Source organism: Streptomyces sp. TLI_105 (genome assembly GCF_900105415.1).
GTDB lineage: Bacteria > Actinomycetota > Actinomycetes > Streptomycetales > Streptomycetaceae > Streptomyces.
Genome location: NZ_FNSM01000002.1, coordinates 64,091 through 88,177 on the forward strand (window position 1 = coordinate 64,091; position 24,087 = coordinate 88,177).

General features: G+C 70.5%; 24 protein-coding genes and 1 pseudogene. 14 read left to right on the plus strand and 11 right to left on the minus strand.

Annotation, left to right across the window (positions count from 1 at the left end):
* Nucleotides 1–146: 146 nt before the first annotated feature.
* Nucleotides 147–1,544: a CHASE3 domain-containing protein gene (locus BLW86_RS39575; protein WP_093879159.1), complete on the plus strand. Its 1,398-nt coding sequence runs from the start codon at nt 147–149 to the stop codon at nt 1,542–1,544.
* Nucleotides 1,545–1,588: 44 nt separating this feature from the next.
* On the opposite strand, the gene BLW86_RS39580 is transcribed toward BLW86_RS39575, so the two are convergent.
* Complete coding sequence (locus tag BLW86_RS39580; RefSeq protein ID WP_093879160.1) at nt 1,589–1,996, minus strand: SsgA family sporulation/cell division regulator; 408 nt, start codon at nt 1,994–1,996, stop codon at nt 1,589–1,591.
* 226 nt (nt 1,997–2,222) lie between these two features.
* Between BLW86_RS39580 and BLW86_RS39585 the strand changes: the two genes are divergently transcribed.
* Nucleotides 2,223–2,882, plus strand: a complete 660-nt coding sequence (locus BLW86_RS39585; RefSeq protein WP_093879161.1) for a response regulator transcription factor — start codon at nt 2,223–2,225, stop codon at nt 2,880–2,882.
* A 36-nt stretch (nt 2,883–2,918) separates the two neighbouring features.
* Here BLW86_RS39585 and BLW86_RS39590 read toward each other — a convergent pair whose 3' ends face one another.
* Complete coding sequence (locus BLW86_RS39590; protein ID WP_093879318.1) at nt 2,919–3,284, minus strand: response regulator; 366 nt, start codon at nt 3,282–3,284, stop codon at nt 2,919–2,921.
* A 300-nt stretch (nt 3,285–3,584) separates the two neighbouring features.
* Nucleotides 3,585–3,779: pseudogene (locus tag BLW86_RS39595) on the minus strand (helix-turn-helix transcriptional regulator); the annotation flags it as partial.
* Nucleotides 3,780–3,955: 176 nt separating this feature from the next.
* Here BLW86_RS39595 and BLW86_RS39600 point away from each other — a divergent pair.
* From BLW86_RS39600 to BLW86_RS44225, 3 genes are all read left to right on the plus strand, one after another.
* Nucleotides 3,956–5,035, plus strand: coding sequence for an alpha/beta fold hydrolase (locus BLW86_RS39600; RefSeq protein WP_093879162.1), 1,080 nt, complete (start codon nt 3,956–3,958; stop codon nt 5,033–5,035).
* A gap of 19 nt (nt 5,036–5,054) precedes the next feature.
* Nucleotides 5,055–5,837 carry a creatininase family protein gene (locus tag BLW86_RS39605; RefSeq protein ID WP_093879163.1) on the plus strand — a complete coding sequence of 261 codons (783 nt, stop codon included), beginning with the start codon at nt 5,055–5,057 and terminating at the stop codon, nt 5,835–5,837.
* Between the two features lie 146 nt (nt 5,838–5,983).
* On the plus strand, nt 5,984–6,166 hold the full coding sequence (locus BLW86_RS44225; protein WP_371129693.1) for an alpha/beta fold hydrolase: 183 nt from the start codon (nt 5,984–5,986) through the stop codon (nt 6,164–6,166).
* A gap of 417 nt (nt 6,167–6,583) precedes the next feature.
* Here the strand turns inward: BLW86_RS44225 and BLW86_RS43735 are convergent, their stop codons facing one another.
* A complete protein-coding gene (locus BLW86_RS43735; RefSeq protein ID WP_256341771.1) occupies nt 6,584–7,066 on the minus strand; it encodes a hypothetical protein in 483 nt (160 codons plus the stop codon).
* A 401-nt stretch (nt 7,067–7,467) separates the two neighbouring features.
* Complete coding sequence (locus BLW86_RS39620) at nt 7,468–8,223, minus strand: Bax inhibitor-1/YccA family membrane protein (RefSeq protein WP_093879164.1); 756 nt, start codon at nt 8,221–8,223, stop codon at nt 7,468–7,470.
* 726 nt (nt 8,224–8,949) lie between these two features.
* Between BLW86_RS39620 and BLW86_RS39625 the strand changes: the two genes are divergently transcribed.
* Nucleotides 8,950–11,715: a helix-turn-helix transcriptional regulator gene (locus BLW86_RS39625; protein ID WP_093879165.1), complete on the plus strand. Its 2,766-nt coding sequence runs from the start codon at nt 8,950–8,952 to the stop codon at nt 11,713–11,715.
* Nucleotides 11,716–11,722: 7 nt separating this feature from the next.
* Here BLW86_RS39625 and BLW86_RS39630 read toward each other — a convergent pair whose 3' ends face one another.
* Entirely contained in the window at nt 11,723–12,529 is an 807-nt protein-coding gene (locus BLW86_RS39630; protein ID WP_093879166.1) for an alpha/beta hydrolase, read from the minus strand.
* Between the two features lie 201 nt (nt 12,530–12,730).
* Complete coding sequence (locus BLW86_RS39635; RefSeq protein WP_093879167.1) at nt 12,731–13,204, minus strand: Dps family protein; 474 nt, start codon at nt 13,202–13,204, stop codon at nt 12,731–12,733.
* Nucleotides 13,205–13,485: 281 nt separating this feature from the next.
* On the opposite strand from BLW86_RS39635, the gene BLW86_RS39640 reads away from it, so the two are divergent.
* Together BLW86_RS39640 and BLW86_RS39645 are read left to right on the plus strand one after the other, a co-directional pair.
* A complete protein-coding gene (locus tag BLW86_RS39640) occupies nt 13,486–14,361 on the plus strand; it encodes a helix-turn-helix domain-containing protein (RefSeq protein ID WP_093879168.1) in 876 nt (291 codons plus the stop codon).
* Nucleotides 14,362–14,365: 4 nt separating this feature from the next.
* Nucleotides 14,366–14,755, plus strand: coding sequence for a DUF2255 family protein (locus BLW86_RS39645; protein ID WP_093879169.1), 390 nt, complete (start codon nt 14,366–14,368; stop codon nt 14,753–14,755).
* On the opposite strand, the gene BLW86_RS39650 is transcribed toward BLW86_RS39645, so the two are convergent.
* Nucleotides 14,710–15,560 (minus strand): IS5 family transposase gene (locus BLW86_RS39650; RefSeq protein ID WP_371129694.1). Its coding sequence is split into 2 segments (ribosomal slippage): nt 14,710–15,209 and nt 15,209–15,560, totalling 852 coding nucleotides; the frame shifts between segments, so codons are not numbered across the junction. The genes BLW86_RS39645 and BLW86_RS39650 overlap by 46 nt on opposite strands.
* Before the next feature lie 425 nt (nt 15,561–15,985).
* Between BLW86_RS39650 and BLW86_RS39655 the strand changes: the two genes are divergently transcribed.
* Together BLW86_RS39655 and BLW86_RS39660 are read left to right on the plus strand one after the other, a co-directional pair.
* Nucleotides 15,986–16,414 carry an SRPBCC family protein gene (locus BLW86_RS39655; RefSeq protein WP_093879170.1) on the plus strand — a complete coding sequence of 143 codons (429 nt, stop codon included), beginning with the start codon at nt 15,986–15,988 and terminating at the stop codon, nt 16,412–16,414.
* 690 nt (nt 16,415–17,104) lie between these two features.
* Nucleotides 17,105–18,025, plus strand: coding sequence for an alpha/beta fold hydrolase (locus tag BLW86_RS39660; RefSeq protein ID WP_093879171.1), 921 nt, complete (start codon nt 17,105–17,107; stop codon nt 18,023–18,025).
* A 65-nt stretch (nt 18,026–18,090) separates the two neighbouring features.
* Here the strand turns inward: BLW86_RS39660 and BLW86_RS39665 are convergent, their stop codons facing one another.
* Entirely contained in the window at nt 18,091–18,474 is a 384-nt protein-coding gene (locus tag BLW86_RS39665) for a DUF6009 family protein (RefSeq protein WP_093879172.1), read from the minus strand.
* Nucleotides 18,475–18,550: 76 nt separating this feature from the next.
* Nucleotides 18,551–20,011 carry a DNA primase family protein gene (locus tag BLW86_RS39670; protein WP_093879173.1) on the minus strand — a complete coding sequence of 487 codons (1,461 nt, stop codon included), beginning with the start codon at nt 20,009–20,011 and terminating at the stop codon, nt 18,551–18,553.
* Nucleotides 20,012–20,339: 328 nt separating this feature from the next.
* On the opposite strand from BLW86_RS39670, the gene BLW86_RS39675 reads away from it, so the two are divergent.
* The 3 genes from BLW86_RS39675 (at nt 20,340) to BLW86_RS42460 (ending at nt 21,830) form a co-directional block, all read left to right on the plus strand.
* Complete coding sequence (locus BLW86_RS39675) at nt 20,340–20,765, plus strand: Ohr family peroxiredoxin (protein ID WP_093879174.1); 426 nt, start codon at nt 20,340–20,342, stop codon at nt 20,763–20,765.
* An 80-nt stretch (nt 20,766–20,845) separates the two neighbouring features.
* On the plus strand, nt 20,846–21,076 hold the full coding sequence (locus BLW86_RS39680) for a hypothetical protein (protein ID WP_093879175.1): 231 nt from the start codon (nt 20,846–20,848) through the stop codon (nt 21,074–21,076).
* A 601-nt stretch (nt 21,077–21,677) separates the two neighbouring features.
* Nucleotides 21,678–21,830: a hypothetical protein gene (locus tag BLW86_RS42460; protein ID WP_177181987.1), complete on the plus strand. Its 153-nt coding sequence runs from the start codon at nt 21,678–21,680 to the stop codon at nt 21,828–21,830.
* 516 nt (nt 21,831–22,346) lie between these two features.
* Here the strand turns inward: BLW86_RS42460 and BLW86_RS39695 are convergent.
* On the minus strand, nt 22,347–22,856 hold the full coding sequence (locus BLW86_RS39695) for a hypothetical protein (RefSeq protein WP_177181988.1): 510 nt from the start codon (nt 22,854–22,856) through the stop codon (nt 22,347–22,349).
* 653 nt (nt 22,857–23,509) lie between these two features.
* Here BLW86_RS39695 and BLW86_RS39700 point away from each other — a divergent pair.
* On the plus strand, nt 23,510–24,043 hold the full coding sequence (locus BLW86_RS39700; RefSeq protein ID WP_093879177.1) for a sigma-70 family RNA polymerase sigma factor: 534 nt from the start codon (nt 23,510–23,512) through the stop codon (nt 24,041–24,043).
* Nucleotides 24,044–24,087 lie beyond the last annotated feature (44 nt).

The window sequence follows — 24,087 nt, forward strand, 5'->3', positions numbered from 1 at the left end:
ATCAGCTTTCCGAGCTTCTTTCCTGTCTACCGGGTCAGCCCAGGTGTGTCGGGGAGGGCGGCATATGTTCCGGCAAAGCTTCTACTCCCCGAAGATACGTTGCACACTTTGACGTCTCATCACTTTCCATCGGGGGCGGGCGAACCATGAGCACAGGACGGGAACACAACGGTCGGCGACTCGGGCTGACCAGCCTCACGGTGGCGACGAGCGGCCTTCTCGCCCTGCTCATCGGTGTCGCGTTCGCCGTCCTGCTGTGGGCGATCAACGACGCGAACAACTCCATCTCGGCCAGGCGGGCTTCCCGGACCGCCCTGGTCAACGCCGGAAGCATGGAGCAGCTGCTCGTGGACCTGGAGACCGGACAGCGCGGCTTCGTCATCACCGAGCGCGAGGAGTTCCTGGAGCCGTGGCACGCGGCGCGCGGGGCGCTGTCCGCGGAGACCCGGCGGTTCACCGACAGCGCCACCTCCGAGCAGCAGCGGCGCACCGCCGAGCGGATCGCCCGGGACGTGCGGTCGTTCCTCGACGACTACTCGATCCCGCTGGTCGAGATGGTCCGGCGCGGCGATCCCGCTGCCGGTGGCCTCGAGCAGGCCACCGAGGGGAAGCGCCGCGTGGACGACCTGCGGGCGCGGTTCGACCGGTACGTGACCGACGAGCGTGCGCAGCTCGCGGAACGTACGGACGCCGCCGGGACCAACAGCCACCAGGCGGTGCTCGCCGCCGCGGTGGGACTCGCGGCGTCGACCGCGCTGTGTGCCGTCTTCACGGTGCTGCAGCACCGTGCCGTGGTGCGGCCGGTGCGCGGGGCGGCGGCAGCGGCGCAGGAGTTGGCGGGCGGTGACCTGGGGGTGCGGATCGCCCCGAGCAGGATCGCGGAGATCGGGGCGCTGGGCACGTCCTTCAACAGCATGGCGGCCTCTCTCCAGGACAGCCGCCGGCGCATCATGGAGAGCACCCAGGCGGTGCACCGGCGTACCGCACGGGACCTGCACGACGGGGCACAGCAGCGGTTGGTGAGCCTGATGATCGGTTTGCGGCTGGCCCGGGAGCTGCTGCCCGACTCGGAGGCGGCCGCGATCGATCTGATGGACCAGTCGATCGAGATCGCCCAGACGGCGATCAACGAACTGAGGGAGCTGGCCTCGGGCATCTACCCGCTGGTGCTGACGGTCAAAGGTCTGGTGCCCGCGGTGCGGGACCTGGCGTCACGATGCCCGGTGCCCGTGGTGGTCGTGTGCGAGGACGAGCGCCGGATCTCCTCGACGGTGGAAGCGAACGCGTACTTCGTGGTGGCCGAGGCCGTGACCAACGCGGTCAAGCACGCGCGGGCCTCGCGGATCGACGTCCGCGTGGAGTTCGGGGAGGGGCTGCGGATCGAGGTGGCCGACGACGGGATCGGTGGCGCGGGCAAGGCCGCGGCGGGCAGCGGGCTGACGGGGCTGGCGGACCGTGTGGGGGCGTTCGACGGCAAGCTGACCATCGATTCCCCTTCCGGGGCCGGGACGACGCTCGTGATCCGGATACCGGTACCGGACTGAGCCGGCCTTCATACGGATCACAGGACGTACGGACATCCGGCAGCTCAGTCGGCGAGCTGGAGCAGCTCGTCCCAGTCGACGCCGTCCAGTTCGGTGCCGCTGGGCACCATGGCCCAGGTGCGGGCGAGCCACTGGGCGACCGGCTCGGAGGGGATCTCGAAGAGCGCCATGCGGCCCCTTCCTCCCACCTGTACGCAGAAGGAGGCCGGCTCGTTGTCGGCGGCGGGAAGCGGCCAGAGGACGACCTCGCCCTGGCCGGCCCGGGCGACGAGACCGTCGGCGAGCAGCTGCCGGCAGAAGTTCCAGCGCACCGGCCGCTCCCCCTCGCTGTCGAGGACCAGGGTGACGGCCAGAGGGTCACTGGTGTCGTAGGAGAACTCGCAGGTCAGGTCCAGGGGGAGCTCGGTGGTCACCCAGAGGGTGCTCTCCAGGGAGAGGTGGCACTTCTTCATGGTTGCCTCCTAGGTAGTCGACCGGTTCGCCTTGCCAGTCTCGGCCGCTGCCCTCCCGGAATCTGTCGTGTGCTCCCTCGGCCCGCGTCGGGGATCCCCCACCCTTTCGTAGGGCACACCCCACACTTCCGCGCTCCTCGCCCACCACCGGGCGGCGGTCCCCGTGCACCGGACCGCACACCTCGAAGTCAGGTGTGTGTGCGTCGGCCCAGGCTACGATGCGGCCATGAGCGAACCAGTGCGGGCGGTGCTCGGGGAGGACCAGCCGATCGTGCGGGAGGGGATCGCGGCCATCCTGGGCAGGGCGGGCATCGACGTAGTCGCGGCCGTGGACAACGCGGTGGATCTGGTCCGCGCCGCCGAGGAGCACCGCCCGGATGTGGTGATCACGGACATCAGGATGCCGCCGACCCTGGAGGCGGACGGTCTCGGCGCCGTGCGGGCGATCCGCGCGGCGCGGCCGGAGACAGCGGTCATCGTCCTGTCCCAGTTCCTCGACGCCTCCTACGCGCTCGACCTGGTCGGCGACGACCCGAGCGGGGTGGGCTACCTGCTGAAGGAGAAGGTGGCCAGTCCCCAGGTCCTGGTCGACGCCGTGGAGCGCGTCATGGCCCGTGACTCGGCGCTTGATCCGGACGTCATCTCGGCACTGCTGGGCAGGAAGCGTCCGCTGGGCCCCCTGGCGGCGCTGACGCCGAAGGAACGGCAGGTGCTCGCGCTGATGGCGGAGGGCCACTCCAACACCGGGATATCCGAGCAGATGTACGTCAGCGTCGCGGCCGTGGAACGGCATGTGACCGGCATCTTCATGAAGCTGGGTCTCAGCCAGGCGGCTTCCGGGCAGCACCGGCGGGTGCTGGCGGTGCTCCGGTTCCTCGGTCAGTAGCCGGCCGAGGGGCCCGGACGGGCCGCCGCCCGGAGGTCAGTGCGTCAAGGGGGTGAACAGCGCCGGCAGATCCGCGTCGGCCAGCTCGTCCTTGGCGACGAAGCACTCGATGCCGGCACGCTCCAGTTCTTCCCGCGACCACAACGACCGGTCGGTCGAGGTCAGTACGATCCGCGGCGGGTGGTCCTCCTGAGCGAGCCGGCGGGCCACGCTCAGGCCGTCCAGGTCGGGCAGGTGCAGATCGAGCAGCAGTCCGTGGGGGCGGTACGCCCGCACAGCGGCCAGGGCCGAGGCACCGTCCGCGGATTCCGCCACGACACGCAGGCCGCGTGCCGTCAGGAGCATCGTGGCGATGCGGCGGAACCCTGGGTCGTCGTCGACGACGACGATGTCGATGCACATGCCCTCAGCATGCACGACGCTCCGGCGGACGCGCTGTAGGGCGAGCCCTAGGGTTTGTGTATCGCTCACGTATGGGCAGGCCCACACGCGCGCCGGAACGTTGCCCGACGCGCTCGATGTCTCGTCCGGTCCATGGAGGCCGGGTCTGTCCGGCGCCCGCCGTCGTCGACGGACGCATCTGTCTGCGGGCGCGTTTCGTAAACTTCTGCGCCACCACCTCGGACACCGTGCGGGCGGTGCTGGAGGTCGCGGTCTCCCGGGGACGCACGAGCCGCGGCAGGTGTCGCCGGGCACATGACAAGCGGCGAGTCTGCGTTGGACGCTGCCGAGGTGCGTCTTGACGGTGGACAGGGAGACGTGCAGCTCGGCGGTGAGCTCCTCGTTGGTGCGACCGCGGGCCACAAGTCGTACGACATCCAGTTCGCGGGCGGCGAGGGGGAGTTCACGCCCCTGAGGAGGGGCAGGAGCGGGCCGAGGCATCTCGGGCGCAGGGCCCGGGGGTGGCTGCCTCAGTCGAATGACCCAAACAACCCGGCAGCCGGACCCCGGCCGTCCTCTTCCTGCCGGACCGTCATCCGACTGATGTGTCCACCGTGGCCGCGCGCCAGAGTGTGGGCGTCGGTCCGGCCGCCCGGACGGATGACCGGAGATCGCACGGCGAAGGGTTCCACATGCTCAACAGGCGTACTTTCAGCAAGGCCGTCGGCCTGGGCACCGGTGCGGCGGCGGTCTCGCTGACCGGCCTGCAGACCGGCGCGTCCGCAGTGGCGGGCACGTCCGTCACGCACGGGTCGGGCGGTTCACAAGTGCCCACCGTGCCGGACATCGCCCCCGGCACCCACACCGGATTCCGCACGATCAAGCACGTGAAGGCCGGTGTCCTCGACATCGGTTACGCCGAGCTCGGCCCGCGCCACGGCCCGGTCGTGCTGTGCCTGCACGGCTGGCCGTACGACATCCACAGCTTCGTCGACGTCGCCCCGCTCCTCGCCGACCTGGGCTACCGCGTCATCGTTCCGTATCTGCGCGGCCACGGCAGCACCCGCTTCCTGTCCGGCCGTACCCCGCGCACCGCCGAGCAGTCCGCCATCGCGCTCGACATCATCGCCCTGATGGACGCGCTGAAGATCGACAAGGCCGTACTCGCCGGCTTCGACTGGGGCTCGCGCACCGCCGACATCATCGCCGCGCTGTGGCCCGAGCGGGTCAAGGCCCTCGTCTCCACCAGCGGATACGTCATCACCAACCGCAAGGCCCAGGCCGAGCCCGCCGCCGCGGCGGTCGAGCACAACTGGTGGTACCAGTGGTACTTCGCCACCGAACGCGGCAAGAAGGCGATGGAGAACGAGGAGAACCGCATCGCGTTCTGCCGGTTCGTGTGGACCCTCGTCTCCCCCAACTGGAAGTTCGACGACGCCACATACGCGCGCACCGCCGAGGCCTTCAAGAACCCCGATTACGCCGCCATCGTCCTGTTCAACTACCGCTGGCGCATCGGTCTGGTCGACGGGGAGCCCCGCTACGACCGCTACGAGAAGGTGCTCGCGGGCCAGCCACCCATCGGCGTCCCCACCATCACGCTGGACGCCGCCCTCGACCCCTTCACCCCGCCGCCGGGCGACGGCTCGTCCTACCGCGACCACTTCACCGGCCCCTACGCGCACCGCACCATCACGAACATCGGCCACAACCTTCCGCAGGAGGCGCCCACCGCCTTCGCCCAGGCCGTGATCGACGCCGACCACCTCTGATTCCGGGCGGGAGTCCGACATGAGCGAAGTCCAGTGGAACCGCCTGACGGCCACCGAACTACGAGCCCGCGCGGCGCGGGACGCGGTGGTGCTGCTGCCGATTGGTGCCACCGAGCAGCACGGCCCTCACCTGCCCACCGGCGTGGACGACTTCCTGGCCGCGGAGGTGGCCAGGAGAACGGCAGAGCTGGCGTCGCCGCACACCGACGTGGTGGTGGCGCCCTCCCTCCCGATCGGGCTGTCGGAGCACCACATGCCCTTCGGTGGCACGATCTCCCTCACCCTGCCCACCCTGCACGCGCTGCTGCGGGACATCTGCCGCTCCGTGATCCGGGTCGGCTTCTCCCGCATCCTGATCGTCAACGGGCACGGCGGGAACATGACCGCCCTCCACGCCCTCACGACCGAGCTGACCGTGGAACTGGCGACACCGATCGCCTTCGCCAGCTACTTCGGCGCCGGACGCGAGGTGGTGCGCGACACCCTGGAGACCCAGGACGGCCTCATGCACGCCTGCGAGGGCGAGACCTCGATGATGATGGCCGTCACGCCCGCACTGGTCCGTACCGAGCACCTCGGCGAGGCCCACGGACCGCAGATCACGCTGCCCGCCGAGTCCACCGACCCCGTGTACATGGCCATGGCCTTCGACCGGATCGCCCCGTCCGGTGTCGCGGGCGACGCCCGGGTGGCGAGTCCGGAGAAGGGCGAGCGGTTGCTGGTCGGCTGTGCGCGGGCGCTGGCCGACGTGCTCGTGCGGGACCCGTGGGCGAAGCGGATCGGACCGCGGGCCGTCCGCTGAGCACGGCGGCGCACCGCGACGAGACGGCCGGGAGGAGCACCGCTCCTGCCGGCCGCGCCACCGTTCGCGAGCCACCGCCCCCGACGTGATCCGCACGGTCCCCTCGTTCGTACCCGTAGGGGCGGACGGGCGGCAGAAGGCGACGCATGCTCGCGTACGACATCCTGGGGCACGGGCCCGGACTGGTGCTTCTGCACGGCATCGGAGGCACGGCGGCGGGCACCCGGAGCCCGTTGGTCGACGCTCTGTCCGGGGACTGCACCGTGTTCCTGCCCGATCTGCCGGGTTCGGGCCGCGGTCCGCTCCCCCCCACGGCCGACTCGAGCTGAGCACGACGGCGGACCAGGTGGTGGCCACGGCCCGCGCGGCCGACCTCGACGCCTTCGTGGTCACCGGGCCTCGCTCGGTGCGGGGGTCGCCATCAGGGTCGCCACGCGCCGTCCCGCCCGGGTCCGGGACTGTTCACTCTCTCCGGCGGTCACGGCACCGACCCTGGTCGTCGCGGCGACGGAGGGCCGGCTCGTGGGCCCGGAGCACTCGGTGGAGCTCGCCGCGCGCACACCCGACGCACGGCTCGCCGCGGTCGCGGCGGGCATGCGGCGGCGGTCGAAGACCCGGTGCGGGTGCTGGAGTTGCTCACTCCCTTCCTCCGCGAAGTCCACCGGTACGCCCCGGCGCCGCCCGCGAGGCGCGACGTGTGAGGCACGTCCCTCAAGGCGGAGACGAAGGAGCGCAGGCTCAGTCGGTCAGTCGGTCAGTCGGTCCAGGGCCGCGGTGGCCAGGCGAAGCGCGGCGTGCAGACCGCTCACCTCGGCGACAGTGGGGCGCACGACGCCGGACCACTCGCCGCTGAGGCCCGGCCAGACCGCCAGCAGGACCTGGGCACCCGCGAGGCCCAGATGAGCCGTGACGTCTGTGCGGCCGGCGGACGCGGCCGTCCAGGAGAGCAGGATGCGGCCCGGCGGGATGCGGGAGGGCCCGTCCGACGGCATCCAGGTGGCCATGAGCCTGCCGCCCGTCTCGGTGACGAGCGCACCGCGGACGTCGGCGGGCATGGGTTCGCGGGTCAGCAGGGAGAGTTCCGCCGACGTCCGGCGGGCCGCGCCGCGGTCCCGGACCAGGGTGAGGACCGGCCTGCCGCCGTCGACGACCCTGAGCCGCCGCCCGGACGTCCGCCTGACCGTCGTACGGCTGCAGCAGCGATGTCCGCAGCCTTGGTGTCCTGTCATGCTCTCCCCCTCCGCGCTCGGTGCGTGGTGTCCTCGGTGGTCAGTCTTGTGGAGGGCCCGTCACACACACATCGGTCATCTGACTGCGGTGTACATTTCTGCAAGCCACGTTTCTCCAAATGACCTTGGCAAGGTGTGCCGCAATGCTTCCCGACGCCATCCTCGCCGGAGAGACGGAGCCTCGATGAGATCGGACGCGCACTCCAACCGTCTGCGCACCCTCGAGGCGGCGACGGAGGCTCTCATCGCCGACGGCGAGACCTCCATGGCATCCAGGAGGAGGGGCGTTCGCGGGAACAGCGGCTGTTCGAGGCGCTCACGCACGGGCTGTGCCCGTGCGACTCCGCGCCCGGCGGCGCCGCCGTCGAGGTCGACGTGGTGGTCAAGACCGCGTGACACGGTCAGGAGAAGTCATCGCCCTGGTGAAGGGTGAGCAGCCGCACGGCCTCCGCGTAGAGCCATACCAGCGTCAGGGTGAGTCCGAACGCGGTCGGCCAGGACTGGTCGCGGCAGGCGCCGTGCATGATGCCCTTCTCGACCTGCCGCAGGTGCAGCGGCAGGCCGAGCAGCGCGGCACCGACGAAGGCGTGGATCCGGCGGTTCGCCCGGGTCCAGTGCAGTCCCGAGGCGATGAGGACGCCGGCGGAAGCCGTGATCGTCCCGAGGACGGTCTGGACGAGGAGCCCGAGGGACAGCTCATGGAAGGCCGTCCTGGAGAGCGTGCCGAGGAACAGGCCCTGGACTGCGGCGAAGAGCAGGGTGCGGAAGGGGGACGGCAGGTTGCTGCGGCGCTGCCTCACCACGAGCACGGTGGCGAGGACGGCCGCGGCGGTGGCGATGCCGTACGAGGCGGGGGCGCCGATCCGGTCGATGGGCAGCGCCGTCCACGACAGGACGGTGGCGAGGGCCGTGACGCCGAGTGAGGCCGCGGCGCGGGGCAGGACGGTGCCTGTCGTCATCAGGTCGCCGACGGAGAACGGCGGCGTGAGACCGTGCCCCGGTTCCAGGTCCGCGCCCGTCCTCAGCCGGTCTCGCGCGATGGCCATCCCGGTCCGCGGATCGCCGGCCGCCGTCTTCTGTCCGCCCCGTCGACCGAACTGGGGCCGGGAAAGTATCGGATTGCTGCTCTTCAGCGTCGGCTGCTCCACGAAGGCCACGTCAGCTCCTCTTCTCGGCTTCCGGACGGTTCGGCCGGTCTCACCGTGGCTGCCGGACGAACTACGTACATCAGTCACTTGACGGTGGTCCGCATGCCTCTCGCCGCACATGTGCCGGCGGTGCGGGGCGCTTGCCCGCCGCCCGCCGATGGCGGCGGGCAGGCCCGGCTTCCATCCGGGCGGCGACAGCGACGCCGGCCGCGCCGTGACCGTGAGCAGGAGTGCTCGTCGGCCGGCGGTGGCCGGAGCTCCGACCACCGCCCCTTCGCGACCTGATGGGCCCCGAAGCCGTCGGCCAGCCGGCCCGCGGCCCTCGTCCCGGACCGGGGACACGTGTGCGTGAAAAGTGCGATGGGTCGTGTGAGGATTGCCACGTCCGCGTGTGGATGCGCACACTTCGCAAGAAACGCTTCGGCCATGCCCGTGGCGGAAGCCCTTGGAGGGATTTAGTCTTTTGTCCCAAGCGTGGGTGGGATGTTGACGGACATGCCACCGGCACAGTGGGGGATTTCAGGAGAACCATCGCAAGAGGAATCGGGTAGCGAGCGGCCGTGCCACATGGCTGGTTCCGGTGTGTGTCGCACGTCGCTCGACGGGTGTTCCGGGACCGGTCTCCGCGGACGGGAAACACCGACGTACCCTCGGCGACTGTGCGCACACGATCATATGTACGGGCGAAGGCGTCCGTACCGGGCTGGGGGCAGCCCGTGAAGGGAGTGGGGGACATTGAAGTCGATCACCGGGAGTCTGGTCGGCCGTGAACCCGAACAGGAGGTGCTGGCCGACTTCGTGAGGGCCGACGAGGGACGGCCACTCGTACTGCGCGGCGACACGGGTGTGGGCAAGAGCGCCCTGCTCGACCACGTCGCCGACCTGGCGGCGGACGAGCAGCACCGAGTGGTGCGGGCTGCGGGCGTCGAGGCCGAGTCGGGGCTTCCCTTCGCCGGTCTGCATCAGTTCCTGTATCCGCTGCTCTCCTCCATCGAGCGCCTCGACGACAGCCATCGCGAGGTCTTCGACGTCGTCTTCGGCCGCGGCCGGGACACGCCTCCGTCGGTCATGACCCTCGGGATCGCGGTGCTCGACCTGCTCGCGCTCGCGGCCTCGCAACAGCCCGTCGTGCTGGTGCTCGACGACGGCCAGTGGCTGGACGCGTCCAGCACCGAGGTCCTCGGCTTCGTCGGACGCCGGCTCACCGGCAGCTCGGTGAAGCTCGCGGTCGGACTGCGCGCCGACGTGTCCTCCGGTTTCGACACGGCGGCCCTCCCCGTGTTGCCGGTGACGACGTTGTCGGAGAAGGCGTCCGAGGAACTGCTCGATCTGCACCATCCCGGCCTTGCCCCCCGGCTCCGCCGTCTGGTCCTGGAGGAGGCCCAGGGAAATCCTCTGGCTCTCCTGGAACTGCCGCCGTACCTGCGGGGCGGCCGGTCCCCGCGCGATCCGGCGGAGCCGTTCGGGTACACCGGGGTTCCCCTGCCGCTGCGCCTGCGGGATGTGTACGGCTCGCGCATCGAGGAGCTGGACGGCGCTGTACGCGCGGTACTGCTCAGGGGCGCCCTGGACGGCGCCGGAGCCGGCCGGGGGCCCTCGGGGACCCGGGCGACGCGCTACCGCATGCGGGACGCCGAGGAGGCTACGGTCCTGGGCCTGCTGGACGTCGATCCGATCACCGGTGATTTCGTCTTCCGCCACCCCTTGGTACGGTCGACGGTCGTCCAGATGGCGACTCCCAACGAGCGGCGCGCGGCGCACGCGGCCCTCGCCCGGGTGCACCGCGAGGACGTGGAACGGCACGCCGCTCACCTGGGTGCTGCGACGGTCGATCCCAGCGAGGAGGTCGCCACGGCGCTCGAGGCGGCGGCCGAGTCCGCGACGCGCCGGGGCGGCGCGATGGCCGCCGTCGCCTGGCTGACCCGGGCTGCGGAGCTGAGCGAGAACCGTGAGACGCGGTCGCGCAGGCTGGGCGACGCGGCTTTCATCGCCGGGCACACCGGCCGGTTGGACCAGGCCCGGCAGTTGGTGCGCTCCGACACCGCGTCCGGGATCGGCGAGTCGCCCGCTTCCGTCGTGGCCTCCGCATATGTCGCGCTGTACGAGGACGGCGACGTGCGTTCGTCGCAGTTGCAGGTGGTCGCCGCGATCGAGCAGCTGCGCTCGGACGGGGCGGCGGAACCGGGTGAGGTGCTCACGCGACTGGTCAATCTGCTGCTGGCCATCAATCAGTACGCGAGCGACCCGGCACAGTGGGAACAGACCCACGAGTTGCTCGGGTCCATGGACGACCTGCTTCCCTCCGCTTCGCGGATGTACCAGGACGCGTGGAGCGACGTGGTGCGCCGCGGGTCGGGGGTGCGGGAGCGGGTGGAGAGCGCCTTCACCAACCTCTGCGGCCTCGAGCCGTGGGACGTCACCCGTCTGGGGGTCGCGGCGTATCACGTCGACGCCCTCAGCCGGTACCGCCCCCATCTGCAGCGCACGGTGGACCGTGAGGTGGAGACGGGCGCGGTGGCGGCCGCCATGACCATGCTGCATCTGATCATGCTGGACCAGATGTCGGTCGGCGAGTGGGGGGAGGCCGAGCGCACCGGGCAGCGCAACCTCGAACTGGCGACGTCCCACGGGCACACGCTGTTCGCACACCACACCCGGGCCTACCTGGGGATGCTGGCCGCGATGCGGGGCGAGACCGAACGCGCCCGTGAACTGCAGGCAGCGGTCGACGCCTGGGCGCGCCCGCGCGGTGTCGGCTTCCTCACGCAGGTCGCCGACTCGATCGGCACGACCGCCGCGCTCAGCGAGGGCGACTACGAAGCCGCCTACCTCCACGCCATCGGCATCACGGCGCCCGGCGTCTTCGCGCCGTACGCGCACCAGGCGAGCCGCACCCTCCTCGACCTCGTCGAGGCCGCCCTCCACACCGGCCGCTCCGAGGAAGCCCGCCGGCACGCCCTCGCGGCCCGGGACGCCGGGCTTCCCGACATCTCGCCCCGCCTGTCCATGATCACCTACGGCGCCCTGGCCATGACCGCGTCCGATCCCGATGAGGCCGACCGTCTCTACCGGCGCGCCAAGGACCACCCCGCCGCCGCCCACTTCCCCTTCGAGCACGCGCGCATCTGCCTCGCCCACGGCATCCACCTCCGGCACACACAGGGCAGGAAGATCGCGCGCGTCTCCCTCACCCCGGCGGCCGACACGTTCGAGCGGCTGGGTGCCGCCGCCTGGGCCGAGCGCGCCCGGGGCGAACTCCGGGCCACCGGCACCTCCACCGCCGTCCCCTCGCCCCATCTCGCGGCACTGACCTGGCAGGAGCGCCGGATCGCCTCCCTCGCGGCCGGCGGCCTGACCAACAAGGAGATCGGCGAGCGCATGCACCTGTCCCCGCGCACCGTCAGCTCCCACCTCTACCGCGTCTTCCCCAAGCTCGGCATCACCACCCGCGCCGCACTCCGCGACGCCCTGAACGCACTTCCCGCGGAGCCGAACGCGTGAGGCGCGCTCAGGCGTTCGCGGCACGGGCCCGGATGCCGCGTTCGTCGAGCCAGCCGAGTACGTGGTCGGCCACCGGCCGCCACCCGCTGTCGAAAACGAGCGAGTGGGCCCGGTCGGCGAACTGCTTCAGATCGGTCACCGCCGTGCTGTCTCCGTACTCCTTGTAGACGGCCCGGGTGACCGCGTCGGGCACCATTCGGTCCTCCTGCCCGGAGATCAGCAGGAGCGGGCCGCGACCGGCGTTGTCGACGTCGGCCGCGGCGCGCGGGCTGCGTGCCGCCGCGCCGCATCCGAGGTCGGTGAGCAGTCGGCGCGGGGCGGGCAGCGCATACCGCTCGAAGAGCCGGTACGCCTCCGTCTCCTCCTCGGTGTTGGCGAGGCTCTGGTGGAACTGTGCGGCGGACAGGGGGACGAGGGGGTCGGCGGCGGTGTACTGGTCAGGCGTCCATCGCCGGCGCGGGTCCTCGGGCAGCGGGACGTCGTTGATCGGAGCGGCCGCGATGGCCACGGCCGCCCGGCCGAGGTTGTGACCGAGCAGGTGCTGCGCGACGAGACCGCCCACGGAGTGGCCGACGAGCACCGGGGCGACGTCGAGCGACCGCACGATGCCGGCGTAGTGATCGGTGAGCGCCTCCAGGCCGAGGCCGGCGAGCGCCCCGGGGGACTTGCGTGCGGCGTGCGCCGTGGCGGCCTCCCCCGGCCATCCGGGAGCGAGGGGGCGGTATCCGCGGTGGGCGAAGCGTTCCGCCCACAACTCCCAGGACAGCACGTGCAACCACGCGCCATGGATGAAGACGACGGGAGTACGGTCCACGGTTGGTTCCTCCGAGCACGACGGCCGCCCGGCACCAGCACGCGGGCGACGCTTCCAGGATGGTGAGGCGGCGCCCCGGGGACGACAGTCGAATGACTTAATGTGCCGCCCCGGCCCGGGCTGCGGAAGCTACGGGCCGGGACCCCGGTCACTGACGGGTGCGGGTGCCCGGACGGCCGGTGACAGCGCCGCCGCGGGTCCTCAGACCCGGTTCTCCGCCTGGAACATCCAGTTCTGCTTCTCCAGTTCGGCCGTCAGACCGATCAGGAGGTCCTGGGTGACGGCGTCCACCGGGCCCGTCCGGTCGATGCGCTCGCGCACACGCTCGACGACCGCGGAGAACGTCCGCACCAGCGCCTCGACGGCCTCGCCGTCCCGCGTCCAGCCCGGCGGGAAGGCGGGCACTCCGCTGGTGTCGGCGATGGTGGCGGCCCGCCCGTCAGGACTGACCCCGAGGGCCGCGGCTCGCTCGGCGACGGTGTCGGCGAAGGTCCTGGCGGTGGTGACGACCTCGTCGAGCTGGAGGTGGATGGAGCGGAAGCGCGGGCCGTAGAGGTTCCAGTGCGCCTGCTTGGCCACCAGGGACAGGTCGAGCAGGTCGACCAGGGTGGCCTGCAGGGCGGCCCCGGCGATCTCGCGGTCCTTCTCGGGCAGCGGGCCGTTGATGACGGTCATGGGCGTGCGGTCCTCTTTCATGAGCGGGTGGTCGGTCCGGCCGCGGCGCTCAGGCCGGTGGCGAAGCACGCTCCCACTGTGCGCCGCGCCCTCCGGTGCGGGATCCGTCAAATGACGGCCGGTCCCGTACCGGTTTCGGTACGCACGTGTCCGGTACCCCTTCAGCATGTGTCCACCTGGCTCCGGACGGGGAAAACGGAAGAGACGGGTTCCAGCCCGGGAAGGATCCTGCCCCCTCGCACATGTGTCGCCAGCCGCACAAAGGCGGGACACTGGAGAGCATGAATGCGGCCACCCCTTCACACCTCGGTGCCTTCCTCAAGGCCCGCCGGGCGCAGTTGTCTCCGCAGGAGTGCGGTCTGCCGGAACCGGAGTCCGCCCGCAGAGTGGCCGGGCTGCGCCGCGAGGAGGTCGCCCGACTCGCGGCGATCAGCGTGGACTACTACACCCGGCTGGAACAGGGCCGGGTCCGGGCCTCCGCCACCGTGCTGGCCACCCTGGTCCGCGCCCTGCGCCTGGACGAGGACCAGCAGCGCTACCTGTACGAACTCGCCGGCCGGTCCGACGCACGTCCGCGCCGCCGGCGGACCGCCCAGCGGGTGCGGCCCGCCATGGGCCGGCTGCTCAACCAGCTGACCCACACCCCTGCCCTCGTCCTCGGCAAGCGCCTGGACGTCCTGGCCTGGAATCCGGCGGCCGTGGCCCTCTACACCGACTTCACGTCCCTGTCGGCGGCCCGGCGCAACTACGTGCATCTGCTGTTCACGGATCCGGCGGTCCGGGATCTCCACCGGAATTGGGAACACGACGCCCGCGACGCGGTCGCCGCGCTCCGCATGGAGGCGGCGGTCGATCCGGACGACCCCGATCTCGCCCACCTCGTCGGGAGCCTGTCGGTCCAGGATGCGGACTTCCGCACCTGGTGGGCCGAGCACCGCGTCAACGGGGCGGCGCACGGCACCAAGCGGTACCGCCACCGGCTCGTCGGCGATCTCACCCTCGACTGTGACACCTGGTCCAGTCCCGACGGCTCCGGGCAGCGCCTCATGGTTCTCACCGCCGAGCCCGGCACCGCCTCCCACGACGCCCTGCGCATCCTCACCTCGTGGACGGCCGGGCAGACCGAGACCGACCGTACGGAGGGGCTGACCCGATGAGCACCTGGCCCCCGAGGAGGCCCGTGCCTTCTCCGAGACATACTCCCTGGTCCTGTCCGCCGGTGAGCCCGGCGGCTCCGGCGGCCCCGGTGTGGAGGTCGGCATGGTCGCCGTGGACGGGCGGCTGTATGTGCGTGCGTACAGCGGGGTGCGGTCCCGCTGGTACCAGGCGGCTCGCGAGCACGGCCGAGGCCGGATCCGGGTGGGCGACGTCGTCCATGACGTGCAGTTCCACACCGACGAGGCCGAGCCGTCCCCGGCGATCGACCACGCCTTCCGCGACAAGTACGGGCAGGTGGCGGCCTTCCTCGTCGACAGCGCCGGTGCTAGAGATCGTCTTCAAAGGGGTCAGATCCAGAGCAGGATTGAGGCGATGGTGACGGCAGCCTGGTAGGACTCGCGGGTTTTGTCGTAGCGGGTGGCCAAGCCGCGCCATTGCTTCAACCGGTTGAAGCAGCGTTCGACTACGTTGCGGAGGCGGTAGATCCGCCGGTCGAAAGCGGGTGGCCGGCCGCCGTGCGAGCCCCGGTTGAGGCGCCCGAGGGCCTGGTCGACGCGTTCGGGGATCGTGTGGGTGATGCCGCGTCGTCGCAGGTAGCGGCGGATCTTCCGGGAGCTGTAGCCCTTGTCGGCGATGACGTGGTCGGGCCGGGTGCGCGGACGGCCCGGCCCGTTGCGGGGAACGCGGATCGACTCCAGGACGGCTTCGAACCGGGTGCAGTCGTTCGCGTTGCCGCCCGAGAGGACGAAGCCGAGCGGGCGCCCTCGCCCGTCGCAGGCCAGGTGGAGCTTGGTGCTCAGTCCGCCACGGGATCGGCCGAGGGCGTGATCACCCGCTTCGTCCCCGTCTCGTGCCCCCTTTTGCCGCCGGTGGCGTGCTGGTGGGCCCGCACGATCGTGGAGTCGACCGAGACCAGCCAGTCGAGGTCCCCGGCCGTGTCCTTCTCCGCCTGGACCTGCCGCAGTACCCGGGAGAACGTGCCGTCCAGGGCCCACCTGCGGAACCGGGTGTACAGGGTCTGCCAGGAGCCGTACCGCTCGGGCACGTCCCGCCAGGCCGAGCCGGTCCGTAGCTTCCACACGATCCCGTTCAGCACCAACCGGTCGTCCGCGCGGGGCCGGCCCGCGGTCCCCGAACTCGGCAGGAACCGTGACAGCACAGCCCACTCGGCATCCGAGAGCTCATGACGACGCACCATGGCCGACATGATCTCTCATCACTTGATCAGCTTTGAAGACACCCCCTAGGGCCGCGACGATCCGGATCGCGCCGGCCCGCTGAGGGCCCCGGGCGGTCCCACCCCTACTTCACGGGGGAAGGGCGGGGCCGCCCGAGGAAGGTGCGCCGGCGACCCGGATGACGGCCAGGTCGCAGGCCGGAACGGTCCTCGATGCGACCACGTGGACGAGGACCGCCCACATCACCCGGCGCCGGTGGATGCCGACGGCAGGTGCTTCCCACCCTGAGCAACGCTTCCGCACCCTTTCCTGGTTCACGGATTCGAGAGGTTTCTCCGGGGCGGGTTCAGAGAACCTGTGAAAGTAACCTACTTGACTGGTTACTTTCTCTCGTGAGAGTGTTTGATCACCAATCAGAGCAGTTACTTCTTGGTGAGGAAAGTCCATGGCAGTCGTACGGTTCCACCTCGTCTCCACGCTCGACCCGAAGGACGTGCTGGCGGTGCTGACCGACTTCAGCCCCTCCCGCGCCGAGGCCTGGCCCACGATCGACGCCGAGCACTTCCAGGTCCACGACCAGGGCGACACCTGGGCGGAGGTCACCGAGGGCACCGACGCGGCCTGGGAACGCGCGCGCTACGAGTGGGAGCCGGACGGCGACACGGTCACCATCACCACCCTCGACTCCAAGCTCTTCGGAGCCGGCGGCGGCTGGGTCTTCAAGATGACCCCGGAGGTCGAGGGCACCCGGGTCGACGTCGAGCTGACGCGGGAACCGAGCACCGTCAAGGGCAAAATGCTTGCCGCCCTGCTTCCCCTCGTCGCCCCCTCGTCCCTCCGCAAGTCCTTCGCCGGGCCCCTCCAGGCCAAGTGACCCCACACTCCCCGCCCGCGGCCATACTTCCCCCGTCGCCGCGGGCGGGGGTTCCCTCCTTCCGTGCGCATGCCACCGGCCTGCGGCCGTGTGGCCTCGACCGTCAAGTGACGGATGTGCGGGTACCGCCCCTCGACGAAGAGTGGGAGGAGCAGACCTCGTCCCACGGAGGGGAATCCCCGTCATGGACCGTGACCAGTCACCACCGAAAGCCCGTTCGACACCCGGGCTCGTGATGCCGTTGCACCAAACGCAGCAGGGCGGGAGCGTCAGCCGCGACGGCGACGCGGCATCAGTCCTGGAACGGGTCAGGGCGCCGCGGTTCTCGCCGGATCCCGCAGGCCTCACGGGTCAAGCCAGTGGCCAGGGTGTCCGTCGTGGCCATGTGCGTTGCAGCCCGCGTGTCAGTTGCCGGCCTCTTCGGCGTACGGATCGAAGTGGACAGAACCCAGCCTGAGCCCACCATCCATCGGCGCCGGTCCAGGCCTCCCCCATGGAGCCAACGCCAGGACTCCGGCGCGACGGGTGCGTGCTCTCCATGCCCCATGCCCAGCTGCTCCGACCTTCATCGGCCTGTTCTTCGACGCCCCCGCGCCCGGACGCGTCACATCGCCAGGACCGAACTCTTCGACCTGCCGAGCATCGTGTCGGCGTCAGAGATCCACGTTCCCACACCTTTCGGAGGTTTCGATGAACCCGTCGGTCACGCACGCCGATCCGCTCTCACCGGGCACCCACACCTTCCTGCTCGCCGGGCTGGTCCTCCGGTACCACGTCCACGGCGACGGCCCGGTGTGCGTGGCCCACTCCGGTGGTCCCGGCATCTTCTGGGAGTACATGCGGATGCCGACCCTCGAGGAGCACCTGACCATGGTGTACATCGAGCCCATCGGGACCGCGGAGGACAACCGTCTGCCCTCGCACCCGCACGGATACACACGGGACCGTTACAGCGCCTTCCTGAGCACCTTCATCAACCGGCTCGGCGTCCGGAAGGTGCATCTGCTGGGCCACTCCCACGGTGCCTTCGTCGCGGCGTACCACGCCCTGCACCGCTCCGAGCAGCTGGCGGGTGTCGTCCTGTACGAGGGCGCCCCCGTCACCGGCCCGGAGCACGGTGCGGAGGCCGGCCGCATGGTGGAGGCGTTCGCCACGAAGCACGCCGGGCACCCGGAGCTGCCCGATGTCCTCGCCGCGTTCGGCGCGATGTCCGCCCTCACCGGTGATGAGCAGACAAAGGCGGTCGCCAAGGGCGTGCTGCCTTCGTACTTCGCGGACTTCTGGGGCAACGAGGACACGTACGGCCCGCTCCGGGACGCGATCCGGGCCACCTACATCTCGGGCCTCGACGAGGACCTCGTGCCCGACGTGATCGACGACCGCGCGGCGCTCAAGGCACTGGAGGTGCCGACCCTGGTGATCGTGGGTCTGCACGACGTGATCTGCGGCCTGCGCTGGGGAGTCGAGCTGGCCGAACTGATTCCCGACTCACGGCTGGTGATCCTGAAGGACAGCGGCCACCTCGGACACGTGGAAGAACCCGAGCGGTTCGCGGACGTGGTCCGGCGTTTCGTCCTGGAGACCACGGTCCCGCAGGGAGAGGCCGTGTAGGGCCTGGACGGGCCTTCCTGTCCGCGGCCCCTCGGTCGGCGGACAGGAACCCGAGGAACGACGCCTCAGGGAGCCAGCGGAACCGTACCCGTGCAGCCGTTCTGCGACCTCGGCGTCTTCGTCCCCGGTCGCTTCGGCGCGATGGTGCGGGGATCGACCGCCTCGCCCGGAGCGCCTTCCCGGTACAGGCCGTCCGGCAGGCTGTCCCGGTCGTGCGGCAGCAGGAAGAACACTCGGCGCCTGTAGAGGCCGCTGTCCGGGGCCGGCGAGGCGGTCTCGTCCAGGAGGGCGTAGCCCACCATGCGCCCGTCACGCGCGTACGGAGGCTTGGTCGCGCGCCGCTTCGTCTTGTCCAGCGACTGGCGGACGTAGTCGAGCCCCTGGAGGTCCTCCAGCCACACCACCCCGGCCTCGTGGATGAGGTCGCCCTCGGTCAACAGCGAGCTCATGGCTGCGGTCTCTCCTTCGCGGCGTACGTTCCGGTGGGAGTACGCTCCGGGGCGGCATGGCCGGTCATGCCGACCGTCACGCCCTCTTCGACAGGGCGATGTCCGGGTAGTACTTCCGACCGTTCGACTTGATCATCTCGGTGGGGGAGGCGACCTCCACCTCGTGGCGGACGCGCTGGGCGAAGGCCCGGGGGCTCGCGGGCCGTATCCCTTCCACAGTCTGGCACCAGAAGCTGTACTCCGCGTAGAGCGTGCCCTGTTCCACCCTCAGGTCCTTCCCGGTTCCGGTGACGTCCCCGCAGCGGCTGGTGCACTCGCTCAGGAAGCGGCCTATGTGGTCCTCCGTGGCGGCGTAGGCCGTGGTGGCGATCTGCACCCTGTCCGGCCCCTCCAGCGGATCCCTGGTGGCCAGGTAGCGCTGCGCCCCTTCGACGAGCCACTGGAGGATCCCGGGGCCCTCGTCACGCACCAGTTCGAAGGCGAGGTTGTCTATCCTGCGGTGCGCGGGGACCGTGCGGGTGAAGGGCACCATGCGTATGCGCCGCCAGAACGCGAAGCCGCCCGTGGAGACCTCGGGCCGGTGGTTGCCGAGCAGCCACAGGTGATGGGTCGGGGTGAACGAGAAGTAGTCCTGCCTCATGCGCCGCGCCTTGATCCTGTCGCCGCCGGTCAGGAGCCGTACCCGGGTCTCGTCAAACCTGTCGTTCGGCCGCAGCTCGCTGCACACGACCAGGCGGCGCCCGTGCAGTTCGGTGAGCTCGGTGGAGTGTTCGGAGAAGGAGCCGCGGTCCGTCAGGAAGCCCGGTGGGGCGACATCCGCGTAGTCACCGAGAAGTCGGATCATGATGTCGAGCAGCACCGACTTCCCGTTCTTGCCCTCGCCGTGCAGGAAGGGCAGCACCTGGGCGCCCACGTCGCCGGTGATCGAGTAGCCGAGCAGCAGATGCAGGAAGTCGATCATCTCGCGGCCCTCGTCGTCGCCGCCGAAGGTGTCGGTCAGAAACCGGTGCCAGCGGGGCGTCGGCACGCGCTCGGGGGCGACGGCGGTCGCACGGGAATGGAGATCGCGTGCGGGATCGGGCTTGTGGAGGCGCCCGTTGCGCAGGTCGATCACACCTGCGGGGGTGCAGAGGGCGTACGGATTCCCGTCCAGCCTGTCAGGATCCACGGACATGTCCGGCGAGGCCTTGGCCTGCGTCAGGAGTGCCTTGAGGCCGGCCGTCGACAGACTGCGCCGCTTGTGCTGCGCGAGTTCGTCGTCGCCGTACGCCCCGCGCGGATCCGTGGAGGCCAGGTTCTCCGCCATCTCTCCGGCCGCCCACAGCGCGTCCTTCTCACCGCCGCCGCGCCGCCACCGATATCCGTCCCAGGAGAACCAGCCGAGGCCCTTGACATGGCGGAACTGGTCACGATGCAGGCGTACGAAGAGGTGTGCGTTCCCACGGTCGGAGAGGGAGGGGGGCAGCAAGGGCTCCGGACCGAGGACCTGCCGGCCGCCGGCCCGCGGGTCGAAGCGCGGTGAGCCTTCGCTGCTCATGGACGTTCCTTGGAGGTGGAGGGGACGGACGAGGCGGTTTCACGCACGCGGCGCGGAACCGTCCTTGTCCTGCCTGCCCGAACACTTCACACCCGGTGGGGAAGCAGGGTGTCAGGGACCGAAGGGACCCTGATGTGACGAGAGTGTAGTGCTCCTTTTCGAAAAACGTGTGCACTTGACCCGAAGAAAAACAGGTGTGCGTGAGCTATCCGTCTTGACAGGTTACTCAACGACTGCCATGCTTTCGTCACCGCCTCAATCGGTGACGAAAGAAGTTCCGGTGAAGCGGTTCCGTACGACTTTTCGACCCAGATGGGGAGCAATAGCCATGGCAGTCACCTACACCGCCGTTGTCGACGTCGACGGAGAGGGCCGCAACGGCGGTCGTGTCCGCTCCGCCGACGGCCTCCTGGAGACCAGCCTCGGCCTCCCGAAGGAGCTCGGCGGCGCCGGCACGGCAACCAACCCCGAGCAGCTCCTGGCCGCCGGTTGGGCCGCCTGCTTCCTCGGTGCCTTGCGCCGTGCCGCGACCCAGCGCAAGATCCGGCTGACCAGCACCAGCATCACAGCCGAGATCACCCTCACCCACGGCGACGACGGCGAGTTCTCCCTCTCCGCGGTGCTCAACCCCGTCCTCGGCGGCGTCGACCGGGCCACCGCGCAGGAGCTCGCGCGGGCCGCCCACCAGATCTGCCCGTACTCCAAGGCCACCCGCGACAACGTCCCCGTCGTTATCAACGCCGCGGCTGCCTGATCCGGCCCCCAGACTGCGGGTCCCGCGACTCCCACGCCCCCACGCGGGACCCGCCCCCCGACCCGAGAGCGAGACAGGACATGGCCTTCGGCATCCGCATGCACAAGGGCGGTCGTGGCTCCGGCGCCGTCCGCACCCCCGCTGCCACGCTGGAGCGGTCGCGGTCCCGGACCACGACGGGCGGCGAGGAGAAGCCGTGGTCCACCGAGACCGAGGTGTGGTTCTGGACGCAGAACGCGATCTTCTCCGGATACGGCCCGCTGCCGTCCGCCTTCCTCCGACACGGGCTGGACACCAGGAGCGACGCATGAGCACCACCCGCGATCTCGCCCTCCTTGCCCTGAGCCGGTCTCCCGAGCGCACCGTGGAGCGGGCGGACCTCCTCACCCGGCCACGGGGACACCTTCTGCGGCCGAGGTCCGCGCGGGCAGTCCCGGCCGACGCGCCCGAACTGAGGCGCGCGGAAGCGCCTTGCTTCCGGCGACCCGGTACTCGCCTCTCTGGCGGCGCTCCTGGGCATCGGCGCCTTCCCGTGGGACGGCGGCGACCTGGACGGGGATGCTTCCGTCACCACTGTGCTGGCCTCCGTCGGCGATGCGGTGACGGAACTGAAGGCCGAACGGCTGCGGCGCGGTGCCGAGGATCAGGCGTTCGACAACGTCTGGCGGGTATGAGGCCTCCCGGAGGACCGGACGGTACGGCAACGGGGCCCATGGGACGTTCAGAGAGCCCTGGCTGTCTGCGAGGACCGCCGTTCGGGACGGCCTCTGGCGAGATCAGGAGACGGGCAGGCACACCACGGGCAGGCAGACCTCGGACGGAGAGGTCGAGGCCGGCGGGGTGTCCGTCCGCGTTTCCGTAGCCGGGCTCGTGGTCCGAGTGCTGTCCGGGGTGGCAGGGGCCTGCGTGCGCGTGGCCGATGTGTCTTCCGTGGCCGGGCGAGCGGAGGCCAGGGCGGTGTTCTCCGGCTGCGCGGTCGGCAGGTCGGCCCTGCGGCGCCCGGCGGTCGCGACCGCCGGGGAGGCCGACTGGGTGGCGCGGAGGGGCGTGGTCGCATACGTGTGACGCGGGTGCCGACCCGGTCGCCGGTTTCTCCGGCCCCGGCTTCGCCGTTTCGGCGCATTCAGGAACTCGCCCTGGCCGGCCAGGGCAACGCTCGTATCTCCGCCACCGTCACCGCGGAGGCGGCAACCGCCTTCGGCCTGTTGGAGGCCTCGCTCGCCGACTACGCCACTGCGTGAGCGGGGTGCCGCGCGGCGTGTCCGGCGGGAGGTCCTTTCCGTGACCGTTCGAGGCAAGTGGCCGTCGCCGTCGGGCTGCCCGATGGTGCTGGGCGGCGCGCACACCGGCGCGTACGTGGGCCCTCTCCACAGAAACCCCGGTGCACGGGGGACGGTTCCCGGTGGGGGCGGGCGAAGGCTGCCCGGTACGGCCGGTCATTCCGGCATGCGGAGCCGCGGGACGCACACCTGCCGTCGGCCTGATGGCAAGGGGGACACGGACGATGCCGGTCCGCCAGAGGCACACCCGCGGCGATCCGCCGCATGCGGGACGAGTGGTGCATCGGTCGTCCTCGCCCGGCTAGACGAGGGTGTACATCACCGAACGCTGCTGCTTGTGACGCTCGATGCGACCCTTGGCGACCAGGGCCTCCAGGGTGTTGCGCACCACCTGTGGCGTCGGGTTGCGGTCCGGGTGCTTCGCCAGGAGTTCGTCCCTGAGCTCCTTGGCCAGGCGCGGACCGTCGTGCTTGCCGAGCAGTTCCAGCAGGAGGTCTCCCAGCAGAGGCTGACGCGACTTCCCCTTCGCGTCGGCCTTCGCCTTGCCACCCGCGGGAGCGGTCCGGGCCGGGGTCCGCTTCGCCTTCGTTCCGACGGGCTCGTCCTGCAGCTGCTCGGGCAGTCGGGACGCGTCCGCGAAGCCCTCGTACCGCTGGGCGAGATCCAGGATGTCCGTCAGGAGGGCTTCTTCCTGCTTCAGCACGGTGATCTGCTCCGCCAGCTGCTGCTGGCGCCGGCGGTTCTCCTCCAGGTCCGACGCGGCTTGGTCCACCAACCGCGATCGGAGGGCGGCGGCTGACTGGTTGGTCACGACCGTTTCACTCCCTCGGTATGAATGCTGTTGCGCATGGTACCCATGGCGGGGTCCCCGTGTAGATAAGTGTTGACGCCGGACGTGACGCCGGGATGTTCCCCTTTCACGATAAGCGCCGATGTACCGGTGTATGCATCGAGCGGCGTTGCTTCTTCGGCCACTCGGGGCGGCAGGCCAGGTCGTACGGGGGTTCTCTCCCTGCACAGTCTGCCCGCATATGTGTCACCGAACCGCCCATGACGAGGCCTCCTTCCGTCTCAGGTGTGGCGTGCCGCGTGTTCTTGGGCCACCGCCACGGCATCCCGCGCCACTCCGTGGTGAACCGGTCCGTGACCGGCACGTGGGCCGTTCCCCCGGCGCGCAGGGCGTGCACGGCCCGTACTCGGCGCGCAGGCACTCGGCCGTACCGTTGCGGTCGTTGTGCGTGTGGGTGACCAGGACCGCGGCCACGGAGCGGGGTGCAGCCCGACCGCCTCCAACAAGGCCAGTGCGAGAAGTCGATACGTGTGTTCATCTGATCTGATCCCGCGCTACGCTCCTGACGTCATCCCGACGACACAAATGCGGCAGTTTTCAGGCACTCGTCCGTGTCTACAGTTCACGCGCGGGGCCACATCCGGCCCCTGGTCGCCACACGACAGAGAACCAGGATGGTTCAGAACACCATGGCCACGCCCGTCACGGCCGAGTCCCCGTCCGAGCTGCTCGGCACGATCATGAGGGAACACCGGGACGGCCTCGTCACGTATGCCGAGAAGATGCTGGGGGACCGCGGGCTCGCCGAGGACATCGTGCAGGAGTCCATGATCCGCGCCTGGCGGAACATCGACCGCCTCGTCGGGATGGAAGGATCCGTCCGGGGCTGGCTCTTCACCGTCACCCGCCACCTGGTCATCGACTGGGTGCGCAAGCCCCACGCCCGCAGAGAGGTCATCGGCGTCACCTACAGCGACCCGGTCTCGGTCACCGACGGCACCGAGACGGTGCACGACGCCCTGGTCACCGCGCCGCTGTTGGACGGGCTGTCCCCCGAACACCGCGCGGTGCTGGTGCACCTCTACCTCTGCGACCGCAGTATCAAGGAGACCGCCGGCATCCTCGGTGTGCCGACCGGCACCGTCAAGAGCCGCCAGCACAACGCCCTGCGCAAACTGCGGGCGATCGCACGCCCCGAGGCGGCGTGAGCGGCACCCATGGCGGAGCCAGGTGTCCGAGCCGGAGCGATCAC